This is a genomic window from Bradyrhizobium sp. Tv2a-2 (assembly GCF_000472425.1).
GTDB lineage: Bacteria > Pseudomonadota > Alphaproteobacteria > Rhizobiales > Xanthobacteraceae > Bradyrhizobium.
This window is the reverse complement of the sequence record NZ_AXAI01000016.1, coordinates 84,641-101,771: the sequence shown is the minus strand read 5'-3', so window position 1 is coordinate 101,771 and position 17,131 is coordinate 84,641. Positions and strand designations below refer to the sequence as shown.

The window sequence follows — 17,131 nt, the reverse complement described above, 5'->3', positions numbered from 1 at the left end:
CCGGAGTATAAGTTCAGGCCCGATGGCGGCAAGGTGTGGCAAAGGAAGGGGAATGCACTATCCTGTCTGGGCTAATCCCGGCAAGCCTCATCAGCATGCCGCAGTCAAGGATACCTATGAAAAAGAGGACCAGGGCGCCAGCGCGGGCGCCGGGCGCAAAGCGACGGCTCAAGGTGGCTGGAACCCGCCGCAAGGCCGCGACGTCGTCCCAGGCCGCCAACGTCCGGGATACGACCAAGACCAGGAACAGGGCCAAGAAGGCCAAGCCCGGGACCGGAGCCAGGACCAGAGTCAGTAGCAGAGCCGGGACCAGAGCCAAGACCACCACCAAGGCCAAAGCAGAGCGGCCTGCGACGATCGAGCGGGCCAAACAGACAATTCGCCAGTTGAAGGCGGAGCTTGCGGAGGTCCGCAGGCGAATCGCCGAACTGCAGGCATCAGCCGAAACCGATTTTCTGCTCGACATCCTCAACCGCCGCGGCTTCGAGCGCGAGCTCAACCGCTCTGTCGCCTATATCAAGCGCTATCATGCAACCGGCGCGGTGATCATGCTCGATGTCGATCGCCTGAAACCGATCAACGACACCTTCGGGCACTCAGCCGGCGACGAGGTGCTGAAGGCGGTCGCCGCCACCCTCACCGGAATGGTTCGTGCGTCCGACCTGGTCGGCCGGCTCGGCGGCGACGAGTTTGCCGTGCTGTTGTGGAATCTCAGCGAGACCGACGCCCGGGCCAAGGCCCGGGCGCTGGAGCAGGCGATCGACGCCCTGAGCTTCTCCTTTGACGGCCGCACGGTGACCGCAGGCGCATCCGCCGGCATCGCCATTCTCTCGCCTCAAACCGATATGCGCCGCGTGCTGGAAGAGGCGGACAGCGCTATGTATGTGCGCAAGGCACAACGCCGGCACGAGGTCAAAGCCGCTAGCGCATGATCTGGCGTGACAGGAACGCCCCGGCCCTGCCAAGATCAGAGTCCGCTCAGATCCTCCGGCACCTGGCCGAATTTGCGCAACAGCTGCGCATCGCTGAACTCGCCGATCATCGGATCGCCGCTGCGGCTGAACGCAACCGCGCCGATATTGCCGGGCTGCCGCGACAACATTTCGGCGCGCCGCAGCGCGCTGGTCGGGCTTTGGCATTCCTCGGCAGCACCCGCAACCGGTGCGCCCCACTCGTCCTGTGCGAAAGACATCGCGACATAGTAGGTAACGTCGGCCATCGCTTCGCTCCTCTCTAAAGCGTTTCCGGTTCTGATTGAAGCAGAACCGAAGCTCAGGATTCTTGTTTTGACGCGTTTTCTTCACGCGAACCGGTGTCCACTTCGCTCGAAAACGCTCTAAAAGCGCCGTCACGGGCGCTCCCGCAGAACGCTCACGCCGCGTCGCCTGCGGGATCGGCAAGCTTCTTCGGCATGCAGCCGGACGAGATCGCCGCCTGCAACTCCGTCAGCTCGGTTTCCAGATATTCGTTGGCCATGATCAGCGCCTTGATTGTGCTGCGCAGGTTGCCGTCGCACATCGCGATCGCCTGATCGCAGGCCTGCTCATAGTGGCTGTTATCAAGAGGATCGCTGTCGAGCGGCGATGCAGATGGGAAAGCGGAGCTGGATGCGGACATGGCAATGACCCCGTGGCTCGTGATGGATAAACGTTCTCTTTTTGTTCTAGTGGAGTCAAGTAGAAAAATCGCCCCGGGAGCGCCGGTTTCGAAAAACATTTTCGCCGACTGCAGCCCGAAGCTGTGGCGGAGTACATCGCAGGGAATGCGCGCGCTTACGCGATGATGTCGGGCGTGATCTGGTCTTCGATAAAGGCGATCCGGTCGCGCAGCAAAAGCTTGCGCTTCTTCATGCGTTGCAGTCGCAACAGATCCGGAGCGGGTGACAGATGCAGCGCATCGATCGCCGCGTCGAGATCGCGATGCTCTTGCTGCAGTCGGGCGAGCTCGGCCTGGAGTTCGCGCTCATCTTCGTCGGTCATGATACACGATAGCTGAAAAACGCGATGAGATGGCGAAAGGCTGTGGAAAGCCTGTGGGAAATATCGGCCCTGCCGTTTGTCCGCGCAAGCGGGCAAATCGCACCGTCCCGCATTTGCGCTGCGCCAAGCCGGTGATTCCTTAGGGATTCAAAAGCGGAAGCATCATCCGGTTCCCTGCTCACGCTTCGTTACACATGACCGTCAAAAATGACGGCGCCGATTCGCTTGCCCATCGACAGATTCATTGACTGGTGTAAAGTCATCTTCCCCAAGGAATCCCAAGGTTTCATCCTACCGAGGAGGTTGCGAATGGCAATTCAGGCACATCTCGTTGAACTGGAACGGAAACACAAAGTTCTTGAAAACGAGTTGCACGAAGCCCTTCTACATCTTTCAACGGACGACCTGGAAATAGCCGAATTGAAGCGACGGAAGTTGCTGGTGAAGGATCAGATCGAGCGCCTGAGGCAGCAAAGCGGCGAAACCCTCCACTAGCTCCGCACCGCAATATCATCTCATGCCGATCGGTCCAGATGGTCGGTTCATTCATCCGGACATCGCGCGAGTTAGTTCTCCCCACAACCAGCTTAACAAAACGGCCCGCGCAAATTTTTGTGCGGGCTGTTTTCTTCGTGTCTCTGCGCGCTAGTTTTTTGCGAGCTCACCGACATGCGCGGCGATCGCAAGCGACGACGTCAGTCCCGGCGATTCGATTCCGAACAGGTTGACCAGTCCGCCGATGCCGTGCTCGCGCGGGCCCTGGATCACGAAATCCTGCGTGGCGATTTGTGGCGGCACGATCTTGGGCCGCATGCCGGAATAGCTCGGCATCAGCGCGCCATCCGGCAGCGTCGGCCAGTATTTGCGTATTGCCGGATAGAAGCGCTCGGCGCGCGCGGGATCGACAGCGTAGTCGATATGGTCGACCCATTCGACGTCGGGCCCAAACCGCGCCTGTCCCGCCATGTCGAGCGTGAGATGCACGCCCAATCCGCCAGGCTCGGGCACCGGATAGATCAGGCGCGAGAACGGCGCCTTCGCGCTGCAGCTGAAATAATTGCCCTTGGCGAGATACGCCCGCGGAATGAGCTCTTGCGGCATGCCTGCGATGCGGCGCGCAACCTCAGGTGCGGAGAGGCCGGCCGAGTTGATCAAGAGCGCACATTCCAGTGTCATCGGCGTCTGGCCGCCTGCGTCGATCTCGATGCGCTCGCCCTTCACCCGCGCGGCCGTGAGCGGGGTGTGAAATGCGAATGCCGCGCCGGCGTCTTCGGCGTCGCCGCGCAGCGCCAGCATGAAGGCATGGCTGTCGACGATTCCGGTGGATGGCGACAGCAGGGCCGCATCGCACGCAAGTGCAGGCTCCAGCGCCCGCGCCGCTTCACGGTCGAGAAGCTCGAGGTCGTCGACGCCGTTGGCCGCGGCATGCGCCCGGATCGATTGCAGGCGGTCGGTTTCGGCAGGCGAGGCCGCGACGATCAGCTTGCCGCAATTGCGGTGCGGCACGCCGTGCTCCTGGCAATAGCGATAGAGCGCCCATTTGCCAGCCACGCAAAACCGCGCCATCAGGCTTCCGGCCTTGTAGTAGATCCCGGCGTGGATCACCTCGCTGTTGCGGGAGGAGGTGACGGTGCCAATGCCCTCGGCGGCCTCCAGCACGATCACCTCGCGCCCGGCGAGGGCAAGTTGCCTGGCGATGGCGAGACCTACGACACCTGCGCCGATGACGACGCACTCAACCCTGTCCATGACCTATCCTTGACCCGATATCCCCGACCCTGTTCTTGAGTTCATCCTTGCCCCGGTCTTTGGGCGGCCCGCTGCCGCATGGACCTGCGGGATATTCGGGGCATTGCGCGTCCGGGGAGGGCCGTCGGTCGCGGCTCCGGCGGATTTGCCTTTAACGGTCGGGTAATCATGTCGGGGCAATTGCCGTAATTTAAGTCAGTTTTGGGGATTTCGCGGGTAGGCATTTACCCGATCCAAACCCGTCAAGCCAGACACTCCCGAGTTGAAATTCGCGCGGGTGAGGAATGGCTGACAAGAATTGGCAGGATGGCGGCAGAACGCCGATTGCTGCGCAGGTACTCCTGTGCCTGGCGGTCGCCGTTTTGTCTTGCGCATCCGCCTGCGCCCAAGCCCAGGTCCAAGCTCAAGCCCAGGTCCAAGCCCCAACCACAATCTCGGCCCAAGTCCAGGCCCTCGCCCCCGCAAGCTATTTCGGCTCGATTGAGCCCAACGTTGCCTGGGAGATCGCGATCGGCGGTACGGTGGTCAGCGCCTTCCTCGGCGCGCTGGCGTTCTGGGTGCACTCGGCGCTGCGGCGGGTCAAGCGCACACATTTGCGCCGGAGCGCCTATATCTCGACCGCGCTGAACAGTCTCAACCACGGCGTGGTCATGACCGATCCCAAGATGCGGATCGTTTACGTGAACGACCGCTATCTCGAGATCTACGGCCTCAAGCGCTCCGACCTGCCGCCGGTCATGATCGGCAGCGATCTGTTGAACCTGCGACGCTCGCAGGGCTTGCTCGACGTCAGCGCCGAGGAGTTCTATCGCCTGGCCGCGCGCCCCGAAGGCCTGATCACCGAGTTGCCGGGCGGTCGCAGCGTGCATGCGCGCTACTTCCCGCTGCCCAATGGCGGTTCGATCGCGACCCACGAGGATTGCAGCGAACAGCGCAAGCTGTCGCGCCAGCTCGCTTCCACCAAGCAGTTTCTGGAATCCGTGCTCGACCATGTGCCGGTCTGCGTCGCCGCCAAGAGTATCGAGGACGGCCGCTACATTTTCGCCAACCGCGCCTTCGAGCGGTTCTCGCGATTCTCGCGTGACCGCATCGTGGGCCAGCGCGCCGACGAAATTTTCCGTCCCGACACCGCGGCGGGCATCAAGGCCGCCGACCGCGCCGCGCTCGAATCGCCGAGCGGACATTACGCCAGCGAGCTTCCGGTCGAGCGCGGCCGCGAGACGCGCCTGCTGGCCTCGAACCGCGTGATCGCCCGCAACGAGAAGGGCGATCCTGAATTCCTGATCGCGCTGTTCGAGGACGTCACCGACCGCCGCTCGCTGTCGCGCGAGTTGGAGGACGCCAAGAAGTTCCTGGAGCTCGTGGTCGACAACATCCCGGTGTCTCTGATCGTCGAGCGGGTCAGCGACGGGAGCTATCTCCTGGCCAACCGCAGCGCCGAGACCATCATGAACCGCCGGCGCGAGGAGGTCACGGGCCTGACGGCCAGGGACATCTTCAATCCCAAGGAAGCCAAGCTGATCATCGCGCGCGACGAGGCTGCGATCAAAAAACGCGGCTCGATCACCGAGGAGCATCCGATCTCGACCAAGGATGGGTTGCGGCTGTTCCTGACCCGCCGCGCCACCGTGCTCGACGAGGCCGGCCAGCCGCAATATCTGATCAAGACCCACGAGGACGTCACCGACCGCCGCCAGACCGAGTCGCGCATGGCCCATATGGCCTATCACGACGGCCTCACCGACCTGCCGAACCGCGCCGCCTTCCTGCAGGCGCTGGCCCAGATGATCGAGGCCTGCGCCGGCACCGACGAGGAGTTCGCCGTGCTGTGCCTCGACCTCGACGGGCTGAAGGAGGTCAACGACGTGTTCGGCCACGCCACCGGCGACAAGCTCCTGATCGAGGTGGCGCAGCGGATCCAGGAAGTTGCCCGCGGCGGCGTGGTGGCGCGGCTGTCCGGCGACGAATTCGGCCTGATCATCGACGGCAGGCAGCCCGAGGCCGGCATGCTGCTCGCCGAGCAGCTTGCGGACATGCTGGGCAAGGAATTCGTGATCGACGGCAAGATGGTTCGCACCGGCGTGACCACCGGCATCTCGGTATTCCCGCACAATGGCAATGATGCCGCATCGTTGCTCGCCAATTCCGGCGCGGCGTTGTTCCGCGCCAAGGCCAAATCGCGCGGCTCGATCACTCTCTACGAGCCGGAGATGGATCAGCAGATCCGCGATCGCCGCGTGCTGCACCAGGACCTTTCGGTCGCGGTCAAGAATGGCGAACTCACGCTGTATTTCCAGCCGCAAGCGCGCGCCTCCGTCAGCGTCGCCGATAGCGAGATCATCGGTTTCGAAGCGTTGGTGCGCTGGGTGCATCCGGTGCGCGGTTTCATCTCGCCCGGCGATTTCATTCCGCTCGCTGAAGAAAGCGGCCTGATTGTCGAGATGGGCGAATGGATCCTGCGCGAGGCCTGCCGGGAGGCCGCCTCCTGGGCGAAGCCGCTGCAGATCGCAGTCAACCTGTCGCCGGCGCAGTTCATGCACGGCGACCTGGTTGGGCTCGTGCACTCGATCCTGCTGGAAACCGGGCTCGCGCCGAGCCGGCTCGAGCTCGAAATCACCGAGGGCGTGCTGATCGAGGATTTCGACCGCGGTCTTGCGTTATTGCGGCGGCTGAAGACGCTCGGCGTGCGCGTCTCGATGGACGATTTCGGCAGCGGCTACTCCTCGTTGAGCTATCTGCAGGCGTTTCCGTTCGACAAGATCAAGATCGACCGCGCCTTTGTCATGAACCTCGGCCGCAATCCGCAATCCGCGGCGATCGTGCGGGCGGTGATCGATCTCGGCCATGGCATGGAAATGTCGATCGTGGCCGAGGGCGTGGAAACGGCGGAACAGCTCGGCTTCCTCGCGAGCGAAGGCTGCGACGCTGTGCAGGGCTATTTGCTCGGCAAGCCGTTGCCGATTGCCCAATATGCGGCACTGGTCGGCCGCGACAATGCCAATGTCATGGAGCCTGTACGCAAGACCGGATAGTGGTGGCGAAGCTCCATAGATCGAGCATGATCCGGATCATGCTCCCCACCACAAGACTTGCGCATGGCGGATTACGATCTGGCGATCATCGGCGGTGGGTTGAACGGTGCGAGCCTTGCGCGCGATGCCGCAGGGCGCGGCTTGCGTGTGATCCTGATCGAGCAGGGCGATCTTGCCAGCGCTGCGTCGGCGGCCGGCCCCCCGCTGATTCATGGCGATCCCGCGCTGCTTGAGCGCAGGCGCTGGTGGCGCGTGCGCACGCAGCTCGCCGAACGCGAGCGCTGGATCGTCAATGCGCCACATCTGGTGCGCCCGATGCGTTTTGCGGTCCCCTTGCATCCCAAGGAGCGGCCGCCGTCGCTCTTGCGCGCAGGGCTGATGTTCTACGACCGTCTGGCCAGCCCGACTGCTCTGCCGCTCTCGCAGACCGTCGACGTCACCCACCATCCGATCGGCAATCCGCTCCAGCGCCCGTTCGGCATTGCGTTCGAATATTCCGACGCCGTGGTCGATGCGACGCGGCTGGTGGTCGCCAATGCTGTCGATGCGGCGGAGCGCGGCGCGGTGATCATGACCGGTGCCCGTTGCGTGCGCGCCGATCGCGGCGACGCCTGGCGTCTGGCGGTGATCGACCGCGGCCATCGCCGCCTGATTTCGGCAAGGGCGCTGGCCAACACGACGGGCGCCTGGGCGCAGACGGTCAACGAGACAATCCTGCGCCAGCCGCCGCTGCCGCGGCAGCTGCGGCCGCTGCAGGCGAGCCAGATGCTCCTGCCGCGCCTGTTCGACACCGACAATGTCTATGTGTTCCAGCACAGGGATGGCCGGCTGATCTTTGCCAGTCCATATGAGCGCGATTTCAGCCTGGTCGGCAGCGTCACGCACGCCTTCACCGGCGATCCCGCCATCGTGGCGATGCCGGCCCGGGACATCACCTATTTCTGCGAGGCGCTTGCCCGCTATTTGCGCGCGCCGGTGCATCCGACCGACGTGGTTCGCACCCTGTCCGGCGTCAACCTGGCGCAAAATGTGAAGGGGGTGCCGCGGGATGGCGTGCTGCTGTTCGATCCCGGCCGCCGCCGGGCGCCGCTCATTACCATGTTGGGCGGCGAGATCACCACGGCGCGGCGGCGCGCCGAACGGGCGGTCTCGCTGCTCACGCCGTTCTATCCGATGTCGCCGCGCTGGACCGCGACAGCGCGGCTGCCGGGCGGCGATTTCGCCTGGGACCGCTTTGACACCGAGGTGGATATCGCGCGCGAGCGCTGGCGCTTCCTGAGCGAGCGGGAGGCGCAGCGGCTGGTCGGTGCCTACGGCTCGCGCCTTGCGCAGGTGCTGGGGGAGGCGAAAAATCGTGACGAACTCGGCCAGGCTTTCGGGCCGGAGCTGACGGAAGCCGAAGTGCGCTATCTCATGACAAAAGAATGGGCGCGCTTCCCGGAGGACATCCTATGGCGGCGGACAAAGCTCGGCCTGACCATGCAGCCATCGGACCGTGACGCGCTGGCCGTGTTCATGGGCGGCGTGGCCTGATTTTCGTGCTTTCCGTCCAGTTCGTGGAAAGGTAGGGGGAAAGCCCGCTTGGCACGGTTGAGCGCGACCCGATCCGCCGCTAAAGCATGATCCGGAAAAGTGTGTAGCGGCTTTCCGAAAAGATCATGCTCAATCAAAGACCTGAAGCGCGATGACGTTTCAACCAAGTCTCATCGCGCTTTAGCGTGCGGCGGACGTCGGGGGCCGGCAGGGGATAATGGCTGACGAAGGAGCAAAGATGGTGGCCGCGGCGGAGCTCGCGCCGCCCACGGGCGCATTCGAGCCGGGCAAAGCAGTCGAGCCGCCGCTCCTGCGCATCGAGGGGGTTGCGAAAAACTTCGGCAGCTTTCGTGCTGTAAACGGCGTCTCGCTCGATATCCGCGCCGGCGAGTTCTTTGCGCTGCTCGGGCCCTCTGGCTGCGGCAAGACCACGCTGCTGCGCATGCTTGCCGGCTTCGAGACGCCAGATGAAGGGCGCATTCTCCTTGATGGTCGCGACATTGCGCGGGTCCTGCCGCATGAGCGTCCGGTCAACATGATGTTCCAGAACTATGCGCTGTTTCCGCATCTCAACGTGCGCGACAACATCGCCTTCGGGCTGAAGCGGGCGCGGATGTCGCGCGCCGAGATTGCGGTGCGCGTCGCCGAGATGATGGCGCTCGTCAAGCTCGAGGGGCTCGAGAAACGCAAGCCCGACCAGCTCTCGGGCGGCCAGCGGCAGCGCGTGGCGCTGGCCCGCTCGCTGGCTCGGCGTCCAAAGTTGTTGTTGCTCGACGAGCCGCTCGCCGCGCTCGACAAGAAGCTGCGCGAGAGCACGCAAATCGAGCTGATGGAGGTGCAGCGGCGGCTCGGCATGACCTTCATCATCGTCACCCACGACCAGGAAGAGGCGATGACCGTCGCCAACCGGATCGGCGTGATGGATGCCGGCCGGCTCGACCAGGTGGCGACGCCGCGCGAGCTCTACGAGGCGCCGAACTCGCGCTGGATCGCCGAGTTTGTCGGCGACATCAATCTGTTCCAGGGCGAGGTTACGTCGCGTGTACAAAGCGACCTGACGATCGCGACGCGTGAGGCCGGCACGCTCACTGCCTCCGAACCGCACAGCGCGATCAGCAAGACGATGGTGTTCCTTGCAGTCCGGCCGGAAAAGATAAAACTTTCGCGTCACGGTCCGGCGGCGGACGGCGAGGGGTCTGCGATCAACCGCCTCGGCGGCGTCGTCACCGATGTCAGCTATCTCGGGGGAACCACGACCTACAAGGTCAAGCTCGATTCCGGTGTCGTCATCCGCTCGTCGATGGCGAACACGACGCGGCTCGACAAGGATTCTCATGGGCCGGGTCAACGCGTGGTGGCGTGGTTCACCCCCGACGATTGCGTGGTGCTGGAGCAATGAGCGCGCGCAACATCTTTACCCGTCCGGCGCGGCTGGCGGCGATCGCGCCCTATCTCTGGATGGTGCTGTTCTTCCTGGTGCCGTTCGGCTTCGTGCTGAAAATCAGCCTGTCGCAGACCGTCATTGCGCAGCCGCCCTATGCGCCGGTGTTCGATTTCAGCGCCGGCTGGACGGCGCTCAAGGCGGCGTTCGGCGCACTGTCGCTCGACAATTTCCGGCTGCTCGTCTCCGACGATCTCTATGTGCTGTCCTATGCGCGCAGTCTGGTGGTGGCACTGGCCTCGACTGCCATGCTGCTCCTGATCGGCTACCCGATCGCCTACGGCATGGCGCGGCTGCCCCGGCGCTGGCAGCCGGTGGCGATGATGCTGGTGATCGTGCCGTTCTGGACCTCGTTCCTGATCCGCATCTATGCCTGGATCAACATCCTGCAGCATGACGGCCTCTTGAACCGGGTCCTGCTTGCGCTGCATGTGGTGTCGCAGCCGGTGGTGTGGCTCTCGACCGACAGCGCGATGTATCTCGGCATCGTCTATTCCTATCTGCCGTTCATGATACTCCCTCTTTATGCGACGCTTGCGAAAATGGAGCCGGCACTCGAAGAGGCGGGGGCCGATCTCGGTGCATCCCCGTTCGAGGTGTTCTGGCTGGTGACGTTCCCGCTGTCGCTGCCGGGCGTCGGTGCGGGCGTCTTGCTCTGCTTCATTCCGATCGTCGGCGAGTTCGTGATCCCCGATCTCCTCGCGGGCTCGGACTCGCTGATGATCGGGCAGACGCTGTGGCTCGAGTTCTTCACCAACAAGGACTGGCCGGTGGCGTCGGCCGTTGCGGTCGTGCTGCTCGCGGTCCTGCTGCTGCCGCTTCTGGTCTACGACCGGTTGCAGCGGCGTCAGCTCGAGGAGGCGAGGTGATGGCAGCTAGGGTGCGGCGGCTCTCGCGCTTCAACATCGTCTCGCTGACGCTGGGCCTTGTCTTCCTCTACCTGCCGATCGTGATCCTGGTGGTCTTTTCCTTCAACGCCTCGCGTCTGGTCACGGTGTGGGGTGGCTGGTCGCTGCGCTGGTACCGCGAGCTTTTCAATGACAGTGCCATGATCGAGGCGGCCTGGATGAGCCTGCGCGTTGCCGCGACCTCGGCCTCGATCGCGACGCTGCTCGGCACGCTCGCCGCCGTGGCGCTATCGCGCGGCGAGGGATTCAAGGGCCGCACGCTGTTCTCCGGCATGCTCTATGCGCCACTGGTCATGCCCGAGGTGATTACCGGACTGTCGCTGTTGTTGCTGTTCGTGGCGATCAACGCCGAGCGGGGCTTCTGGACGGTGACCATTGCGCATACCACGCTGACCATGTGCTTCGTTGCGGTGGTGGTGCAGTCGCGGCTCGGCTCACTCGACAAGAGCCTGGAGGAGGCGGCAATGGATCTCGGCTGCAGCCCGCCGCGCGCCTTCCTCGCGGTGACGCGGCCGCTGATCGTGCCGGCCATCGTCGCGGGCTGGATGCTGGCGTTCACGCTCTCGCTCGATGACCTCGTGATCGCGAGCTTTACCACCGGCCCCGGCGCGGCGACGCTGCCGATCCGGATCTATTCGGAGGTGCGGCTCGGGGTGAAGCCGGAGATTAACGCGATCTGCACGCTGGTGATTGCACTGATCGCGGTGGTGATCATCGTGGCGTCGCTGGTGGCAAAGCTGTCGAGCGTGAAGGGCGAGAGCGCCGCGCCATTGTGATCGCCCGTCATTCCGGGGCGCTCGCGGCAGCGGGCGAACCTGCAATTTCGAGATTCCGGGTTCGGTGCTTCGCATCGCCCCGGAATGACGGTGGGTGTGTGGCTACGACTTCACTGCGCCCGCGGTCAGCCCACCCACCATATACCGCCTGAACGCATAATAGATCGCGGCCGGCGGCAGGGCGTAGATGAAGCCCGTCGTCATCAAGAGCTCCCACGGTGAATCGTCGGCGGCGAGAAAGTTGCCGAGCGCCACGGGCAGCGTGATGTCGCGGTCGTTGGACAAAAGCAGGAATGCGTACAGATATTCGTTCCAGGCGAGCAGCACCGCATAGGTGCCGATCGCGACCAGCGAGGGCATCATCAGGGGAATATAGACCAGCCGGAAGATCTGCAGCGTGGTGGCGCCGTCCATCACGGCGGCCTCGTCGAGCTCGACGGGCAATTTGTCGGAGGCCTGCTTCAAGACCCAGATCGCGTAGGGCGAGGCAATCGTCATCATCGCGAGAATCAGCGACCAGCGATTGTTGAGCAGCCCGTAGGTCGCCATGGTGCGGTACATTGGCACGGCCAAAAACGCCGCCGGGATGAAATAGGTGAACAGCGCCAGATTCATCACTATCCGCCCGCCGGGCACGCGCAGCCGGGAGATCGAGAACGCGGCCGCGGTGGCGACAAACAGCGTCAGCGCGCCGACTGCGGCCGCGATGACAAGCGAATTCCAGAACTGGATATAGAAATCGCGCAGGAAGTAATGCTGCTCGCGGAACACGATCTCGAAATTGTGCAGGGTCGGATGATCCGGCCAGAATTTCCCGGAGAACGCGTCCTCCTTGGGTGAGATCGCGAACAGGAACATGTGGTAGATGGGCACCATGGTCCAGATGAAGACGGGGATGCCGATCAGGAGCAGCCGCGCCTCGGTCGAGACCTCGCGGAGACTGGGGAGCCTCATCGCGACAACCGCTTCATCATGAAATAGACCAGAGGCAGCACCAGCGGCATTGCGCAGACGATCGAGGCCATCGCCAGATTGAGCTGATCGAGGCGGAGATAGCGGATGCCGAGCGTCGACAATACATGGGTGAGGTCGGCCGGCCCGCCGCCGGTCAACAGATACACGCTGTTGAAGTCGCCGAGCGTCCAGATCATCGAGAGCAGCGTGCAGGTGATGTACAGCGTCTGCATCGATGGCCAGGTGATGTAGCGGAATTTCTGCCAGAACGTGGCGCCGTCGACGTCGGCGGCCTCGAACAGGTCGTGCGAGATCGCAAGCCGCCCCGTGATCAGTATCAGGGTCCAGAACGGCAGCGACTTCCAGATGTGAACGCCGATCGCCATGGCGAGCGCAACGGCAGGATCGTTCAGCCAGTTCGGGCCGTCATCGCCGGTGAACTTGAAGATCAGCTGGTTCACCATGCCCCATTCGGGATTGAGCATGAAGCGTATCGACAGGATGGTCGGGATCGACGGCACCGCCCAGGGCAGGATGAAGATGACGGAAAGCCATTTGATCCAGCGCCGCTCCTGCACGAAGAAGCCGGACAGGAACAGCGCGATGAGCATCTTGATGTTGATGCCGATGACGAGGAAGATCAGCGTGTTGACCGCGGCGCGCGCGAAGATCGGATCGTGCGCCAGCGCGACATAGCTCGACGGCTGGCGCGCCAGCCACAGCCCGTAGCAGACGGGATAGAGCACAAAGGCGAGGAAGACCAGGATATACGGTGCAAGCAGCACGATGCCCCAGACCTGGGGCGGCGTCAGGCGCGCCGAAAGCGGTGCACCCGGCAGCGCCTGATCCGAAGCTGAAACGGAAATCGCCATGCCGCTACTCGTCTTGACGTTCGCGAAGGTGAAGCCGGCCGCTCGCCGCAGCCGGCCTCCTTGATATCGCTAGCCCGCGACTTCCTTGATGCGGGCGATCAGCTCGTCGACCGCCTTGTCGACGGGGACCTTCTCGCTCACCACGCGGTTCATCGCCTTGGCCCAGACGTTCTCGTTGTTGAGAATGGTGAACTTGTAGTTCTTGGTGAAGTCGAACGGCGTGGTGCCGCCGGTGAACTGGGCGTAAACCGCCTTACGATGGCGATCGGCCTGCCAGAACGGGCTCTGCTGGCCTGCGATTGTCACCGGGAACCAGCGGCCAAGCGCGCCCTCCACATAGGGACCGAGATTTTCCTCCTGCATCAGGAATTTGACGAACTCCTTGGCCTGCGCCTTGTGCTGCGCGTTAGCGAAGATCAGGCCGGTCTTGACGTCGGAGCGATACTTGATCGGCGTGCCGTCGGGCTTGGCGGGGAAGGACGCCGTGATGATATCCTGCTCATAGGCCTTCTTGCCGGCCGCGCGCTGCTCGTCGGTCAGCGCCGGGTTGGTCGAATCCTCGAACCATTTGGCCGCAATCGAGATCGTGAAATTGTGGGTCATCACGATCGTCTTGTTGTGGAAGGCGACGTTGTTGTCCGGATCCTTCCAGGTCGTCGAGGAGGGCGGCGTGCAGCCCTTGATATAGGTGTCGGTGTAGTCCTTCAGCGCATGGATCAGGCCGTCGCGCACCTTGGGGTCGTCGACCAGGAGCTTGCCGTCATCGTCGACCAGCTTGACGTTATAGGCGTCCATGAAGGTGTAGAACGACTGGAAGGAGTCGGTGGACTCCACGCCCATCGGCTGACCGACGCCGTAGATGCGCTGGCCCGTGGCTTTGCGGATCGCAGGCTGCACCTTGTCGCACCAGAACGACCAGTAGTCGTTCCATTTGGTCGGGATGTCGCTCGCCTTGAAGCCGGCCTTCTCCAGCATGTCGCCCCAGATCTGGACGTGCATGCTCTGCTGCTTCAGCGGGAAGCCGTAATAGGCCTTCTTCTTGGTCTGGCCGTTGTAGAGATAGGCGGTCTCGAGCGTGTTCGGTGCGAAGGCCGATTTCATCGGCACCAGAATGTCGGAGAGGTCCTCGAGCTTGCCTTCATAGGCCCATTTGCCCTGCGCCTGCACGTCATAGGTGTCGGAATAGGCGACATCGGGCACGGTGCCGGAATCCAGCGCCGCCACCGTCTTCGGGATCATGTCCTGGATGGCGTATTGGGAGATCTCGACCTTGATGCCGGTCTTCTCCTGGAATTTCTTGACCACGTTGAGCAGCGCGTCGTCTTCGGACTTGTAGAAGCCCTTGCCCCACCAGACCGTAATCGTGTCCTCGGCCGAAGCAGGTGCTGCGGCCAGAGATGACAGCATCGCACACGCGATCGAAAGCCCAACAATACCCCTTGATCTCACGTCGTTCTCTCCCTGATGTCTCGCCGATTTTTTTAACCGGTTGGGTGAAACACTAGCGCAGGGAGGCGGGGCGATCTAGCGGCAATCGCCTCAGACCTTGGTGGGTGGCGCGACCCGCGCGCGGCGATTGGCCGCGTATGTCAAGGCGCAACGGTCACCCGCCTTGCTCAGCTGGTCTTTTTTTCAGTCGGCCTTGTCGGGATCGGCCGAGGCCGATGCATCCGGGGAGGTGGCCTTTTGCTGGGCCCCGCCGGTGAAGCGCTCGATCACCGAGCGGACGGCGTCGCGGGTCTTGCGATCCTTGACCGCGTCGAGCAGGGGCGCGGCCGCCGGTGCGCGGCGGATCAGGCTTTCCGGATCGGGGAAGATCAGGGGATCGTCCCACGGCCCCTGCACCACGAAGGGCAGGTCGAAGGCCGTACCGTCATTGCCCCCCGAGGTCAGGCTGGCGACGCCCTTGAGGTCGTACTCGCGCGCGGGTACGGAGGCCGTGCCGGTCAGCGTCACGCGCGACGTCGGGCCCTCGATGCGGATGTCCTCGGCGGTCGCGGTGCCGTCGGCGAACTTCGCCGAAATCGTGAGGTTGTCGTATGGCGTCGAGCCGGTACGGAAATTGCCGCCGCCCGATAGTGGCCGCCGCTCCAGCCGCTTCAACAGTTGCTCGACATTGAAGCCGGAGAGGGCGCCGTCATGGCCGGTCAGGGTCGCATTGCCGTCGAGCGATTGTGCGAGCCCGAACGGGCTCGAGCCTGAGGCCGACAATGATACATTGAGATTGCCGCGGCCGGAGATCTTGTTGATGCCGAACAATTCGCCGACGCAGGACGCCAGGTCGACATCGACGAACTGGAATTGCGCCCGCACATCCGCCACGGTGTCGGCTCGCGCGACCGCAAACGAGCCCCTGGCGACGCCGCCATAGACCTGCGCTTCGCCGACCGAGAGCGCGAGCGCGCCGCCGCGCAGGTTCGCGCCGAAGGCGGTGCGGCCGAGTTTCGACGGGCCGACGGTGACGCGCGCGGCCGACAGGCGCATGTCGAGATCGGTGGCGGACAGCGCGTTGAGGTCGAACAGCTGCCGGTTCCAATCATGGGCGCCGCTCGCAAGCAGCCGGAAGGTCGAGATGTAGGGCGTGAAGTCGAGCGCATCGGCGGCAAGCGTCGCCTGCAGTGTCTGACGGCCGTTGTTGGAATAGGTCATCACGCCCTCGGCGACATTGCCGTCGAGCTCGACATTGACGTTGGTCAGTGCGACCGAGCCGCCGACCACATTGGCGCGCGCCTTCAGCGCAAAGCGGCCGAAGCCGCCGCCCGCCGGCGGCACTTGCCCGGTCCATTGCAGCGCGTTGCGCAAGGACGGGCTGTCGATGGTCAGCGTGCCTTCCATCATCGCGCTGGTGCGGTTGGCGACCGTGCCGTCGAAGGCGAGCTTGAGCGGCGCACTGGCAAGCCGCGCCTTCAACCCGGAGCGATCGCCGGAGAGGGCTGCGACGAAATCGCTGATGCCGATCGAGCCGTCGACCCGCTCGCCGCGCCAGTCGAATTGGCCGGTTGCGGCAAAGGAACGGGAGATCGACGGCCAGGCCAGCGACAGATCGATATCGTCGAGCTTCTCGCTTGCCTTGGTGCCGGCATCCTCATAATTGAGCACGCCATCCTGGACGCGAATCTCGGAGAACGAGACCTGGTTCTCCGCACCCGGCTTCATGGTGCGCGCGATGGTCTCGATGAACGGTGTCCAGTTGCTGTCGCCATTGGCCTCGCGCCGCACATGGATATACGGCCGCAGCAGCATGAGGTCGGCAATCTCGAACCGCTGCAGCAACAGCGGCAGCAGGCGGAGATTGGCGGTCAGCACGTCGACCTTGAGCGCAGGGTCCGCGCTGCCGCCGTCCTTCAGCCGGACGTCGTGAAAGGAGACATAGCTGCCGGGGAATACCGAAATGTCGGTCGAGCCGACGATGACGAGGTCGAGCCCGGTGACGGCACGGATCTGCGCCTCCACCGCCTGACGCAGCGCGTCGCGGTTGATCAGCCAGGAGGTGGCAATCAGCGCAAGCAACGCCAGGCCGAGCAATGCCGCAATCGGCGTCCCCAGGCGCTTCATTCCTTGGGCCATCGTCAATGCCATGTCCTGATCGCAGTCCTGATCGGGCGAGTTGCGCGAACCGCTGTTTGATTAAAGGGCGGGCAGGGGCGCGCCGAACCCGAGCCAACCCGCGCAACTTGATGGGTTTTCTTGACGCTTTCAAGGCCGCGCGTCGGCTGCGCACAGCCCCGTATTGCCACGAGGTGCGGCCGGTGGCCGCAACCGTCGCCTCGTTCTCCCGCTCCCGAGCATAAGGACCACGGGTGCGTGCGACCATCATTGACGCATTGCGAAGATTTCGCCTAATAATCCGGTCAGTGCGGGCCTTTGTGCCGCTCTCCAGCAGGTCC

Annotated in this window: 15 protein-coding genes; 7 read left to right on the top strand and 8 right to left on the bottom strand. The window is 63.7% G+C overall.

Annotated features, from left to right (window positions below; all coding sequences use genetic code 11):
• The first annotated feature begins 116 nt into the window (after positions 1 to 116).
• Complete coding sequence (locus A3AI_RS43640; protein ID WP_084801052.1) at positions 117 to 932, top strand: GGDEF domain-containing protein; 816 nt, start codon at positions 117 to 119, stop codon at positions 930 to 932.
• A gap of 35 nt (positions 933 to 967) precedes the next feature.
• On the opposite strand, the gene A3AI_RS0129360 is transcribed toward A3AI_RS43640, so the two are convergent.
• From A3AI_RS0129360 to A3AI_RS0129350, 3 genes are all read right to left on the bottom strand, one after another.
• Positions 968 to 1,219: a hypothetical protein gene (locus tag A3AI_RS0129360; RefSeq protein WP_024519001.1), complete on the bottom strand. Its 252-nt coding sequence runs from the start codon at positions 1,217 to 1,219 to the stop codon at positions 968 to 970.
• A 152-nt stretch (positions 1,220 to 1,371) separates the two neighbouring features.
• Positions 1,372 to 1,617, bottom strand: a complete 246-nt coding sequence (locus tag A3AI_RS0129355; RefSeq protein WP_024519000.1) for a hypothetical protein — start codon at positions 1,615 to 1,617, stop codon at positions 1,372 to 1,374.
• A gap of 155 nt (positions 1,618 to 1,772) precedes the next feature.
• Positions 1,773 to 1,979 (bottom strand): YdcH family protein, encoded by a 207-nt coding sequence (locus A3AI_RS0129350; RefSeq protein WP_024518999.1) that lies wholly within the window; start codon positions 1,977 to 1,979, stop codon positions 1,773 to 1,775.
• Positions 1,980 to 2,288: 309 nt separating this feature from the next.
• On the opposite strand from A3AI_RS0129350, the gene A3AI_RS0129345 reads away from it, so the two are divergent.
• Positions 2,289 to 2,474, top strand: a complete 186-nt coding sequence (locus A3AI_RS0129345) for a YdcH family protein (RefSeq protein WP_024518998.1) — start codon at positions 2,289 to 2,291, stop codon at positions 2,472 to 2,474.
• Between the two features lie 150 nt (positions 2,475 to 2,624).
• On the opposite strand, the gene A3AI_RS0129340 is transcribed toward A3AI_RS0129345, so the two are convergent.
• Entirely contained in the window at positions 2,625 to 3,728 is a 1,104-nt protein-coding gene (locus tag A3AI_RS0129340) for an NAD(P)/FAD-dependent oxidoreductase (protein WP_024518997.1), read from the bottom strand.
• A 284-nt stretch (positions 3,729 to 4,012) separates the two neighbouring features.
• Here A3AI_RS0129340 and A3AI_RS0129335 point away from each other — a divergent pair, with 284 nt between their 5' ends.
• The 5 genes from A3AI_RS0129335 to A3AI_RS0129315 all read left to right on the top strand — a co-directional run bounded on the left by A3AI_RS0129335 (position 4,013) and on the right by A3AI_RS0129315 (position 11,418).
• Positions 4,013 to 6,760: a sensor domain-containing protein gene (locus A3AI_RS0129335; protein WP_024518996.1), complete on the top strand. Its 2,748-nt coding sequence runs from the start codon at positions 4,013 to 4,015 to the stop codon at positions 6,758 to 6,760.
• Between the two features lie 63 nt (positions 6,761 to 6,823).
• On the top strand, positions 6,824 to 8,293 hold the full coding sequence (locus A3AI_RS0129330) for a glycerol-3-phosphate dehydrogenase (protein WP_024518995.1): 1,470 nt from the start codon (positions 6,824 to 6,826) through the stop codon (positions 8,291 to 8,293).
• A 217-nt stretch (positions 8,294 to 8,510) separates the two neighbouring features.
• Positions 8,511 to 9,692: an ABC transporter ATP-binding protein gene (locus A3AI_RS0129325; RefSeq protein WP_024518994.1), complete on the top strand. Its 1,182-nt coding sequence runs from the start codon at positions 8,511 to 8,513 to the stop codon at positions 9,690 to 9,692.
• On the top strand, positions 9,689 to 10,603 hold the full coding sequence (locus A3AI_RS0129320) for an ABC transporter permease (RefSeq protein WP_024518993.1): 915 nt from the start codon (positions 9,689 to 9,691) through the stop codon (positions 10,601 to 10,603). Before A3AI_RS0129325 ends, A3AI_RS0129320 begins: the two co-directional genes overlap by 4 nt.
• Complete coding sequence (locus A3AI_RS0129315) at positions 10,603 to 11,418, top strand: ABC transporter permease (RefSeq protein WP_024518992.1); 816 nt, start codon at positions 10,603 to 10,605, stop codon at positions 11,416 to 11,418. Before A3AI_RS0129320 ends, A3AI_RS0129315 begins: the two co-directional genes overlap by 1 nt.
• Before the next feature lie 102 nt (positions 11,419 to 11,520).
• Here the strand turns inward: A3AI_RS0129315 and A3AI_RS0129310 are convergent, their stop codons facing one another.
• The 4 genes from A3AI_RS0129310 to A3AI_RS0129295 all read right to left on the bottom strand — a co-directional run bounded on the left by A3AI_RS0129310 (position 11,521) and on the right by A3AI_RS0129295 (position 16,811).
• Positions 11,521 to 12,372 (bottom strand): carbohydrate ABC transporter permease, encoded by an 852-nt coding sequence (locus tag A3AI_RS0129310; RefSeq protein WP_024518991.1) that lies wholly within the window; start codon positions 12,370 to 12,372, stop codon positions 11,521 to 11,523.
• On the bottom strand, positions 12,369 to 13,244 hold the full coding sequence (locus A3AI_RS0129305) for a carbohydrate ABC transporter permease (RefSeq protein WP_024518990.1): 876 nt from the start codon (positions 13,242 to 13,244) through the stop codon (positions 12,369 to 12,371). The genes A3AI_RS0129310 and A3AI_RS0129305 overlap by 4 nt, the downstream gene beginning before the upstream one ends.
• 69 nt (positions 13,245 to 13,313) lie before the next feature.
• A complete protein-coding gene (locus A3AI_RS0129300; RefSeq protein WP_024518989.1) occupies positions 13,314 to 14,693 on the bottom strand; it encodes an ABC transporter substrate-binding protein in 1,380 nt (459 codons plus the stop codon).
• 183 nt (positions 14,694 to 14,876) lie between these two features.
• Positions 14,877 to 16,811: an AsmA family protein gene (locus A3AI_RS0129295; protein WP_024518988.1), complete on the bottom strand. Its 1,935-nt coding sequence runs from the start codon at positions 16,809 to 16,811 to the stop codon at positions 14,877 to 14,879.
• Between the last annotated feature and the right edge of the window lie 320 nt (positions 16,812 to 17,131).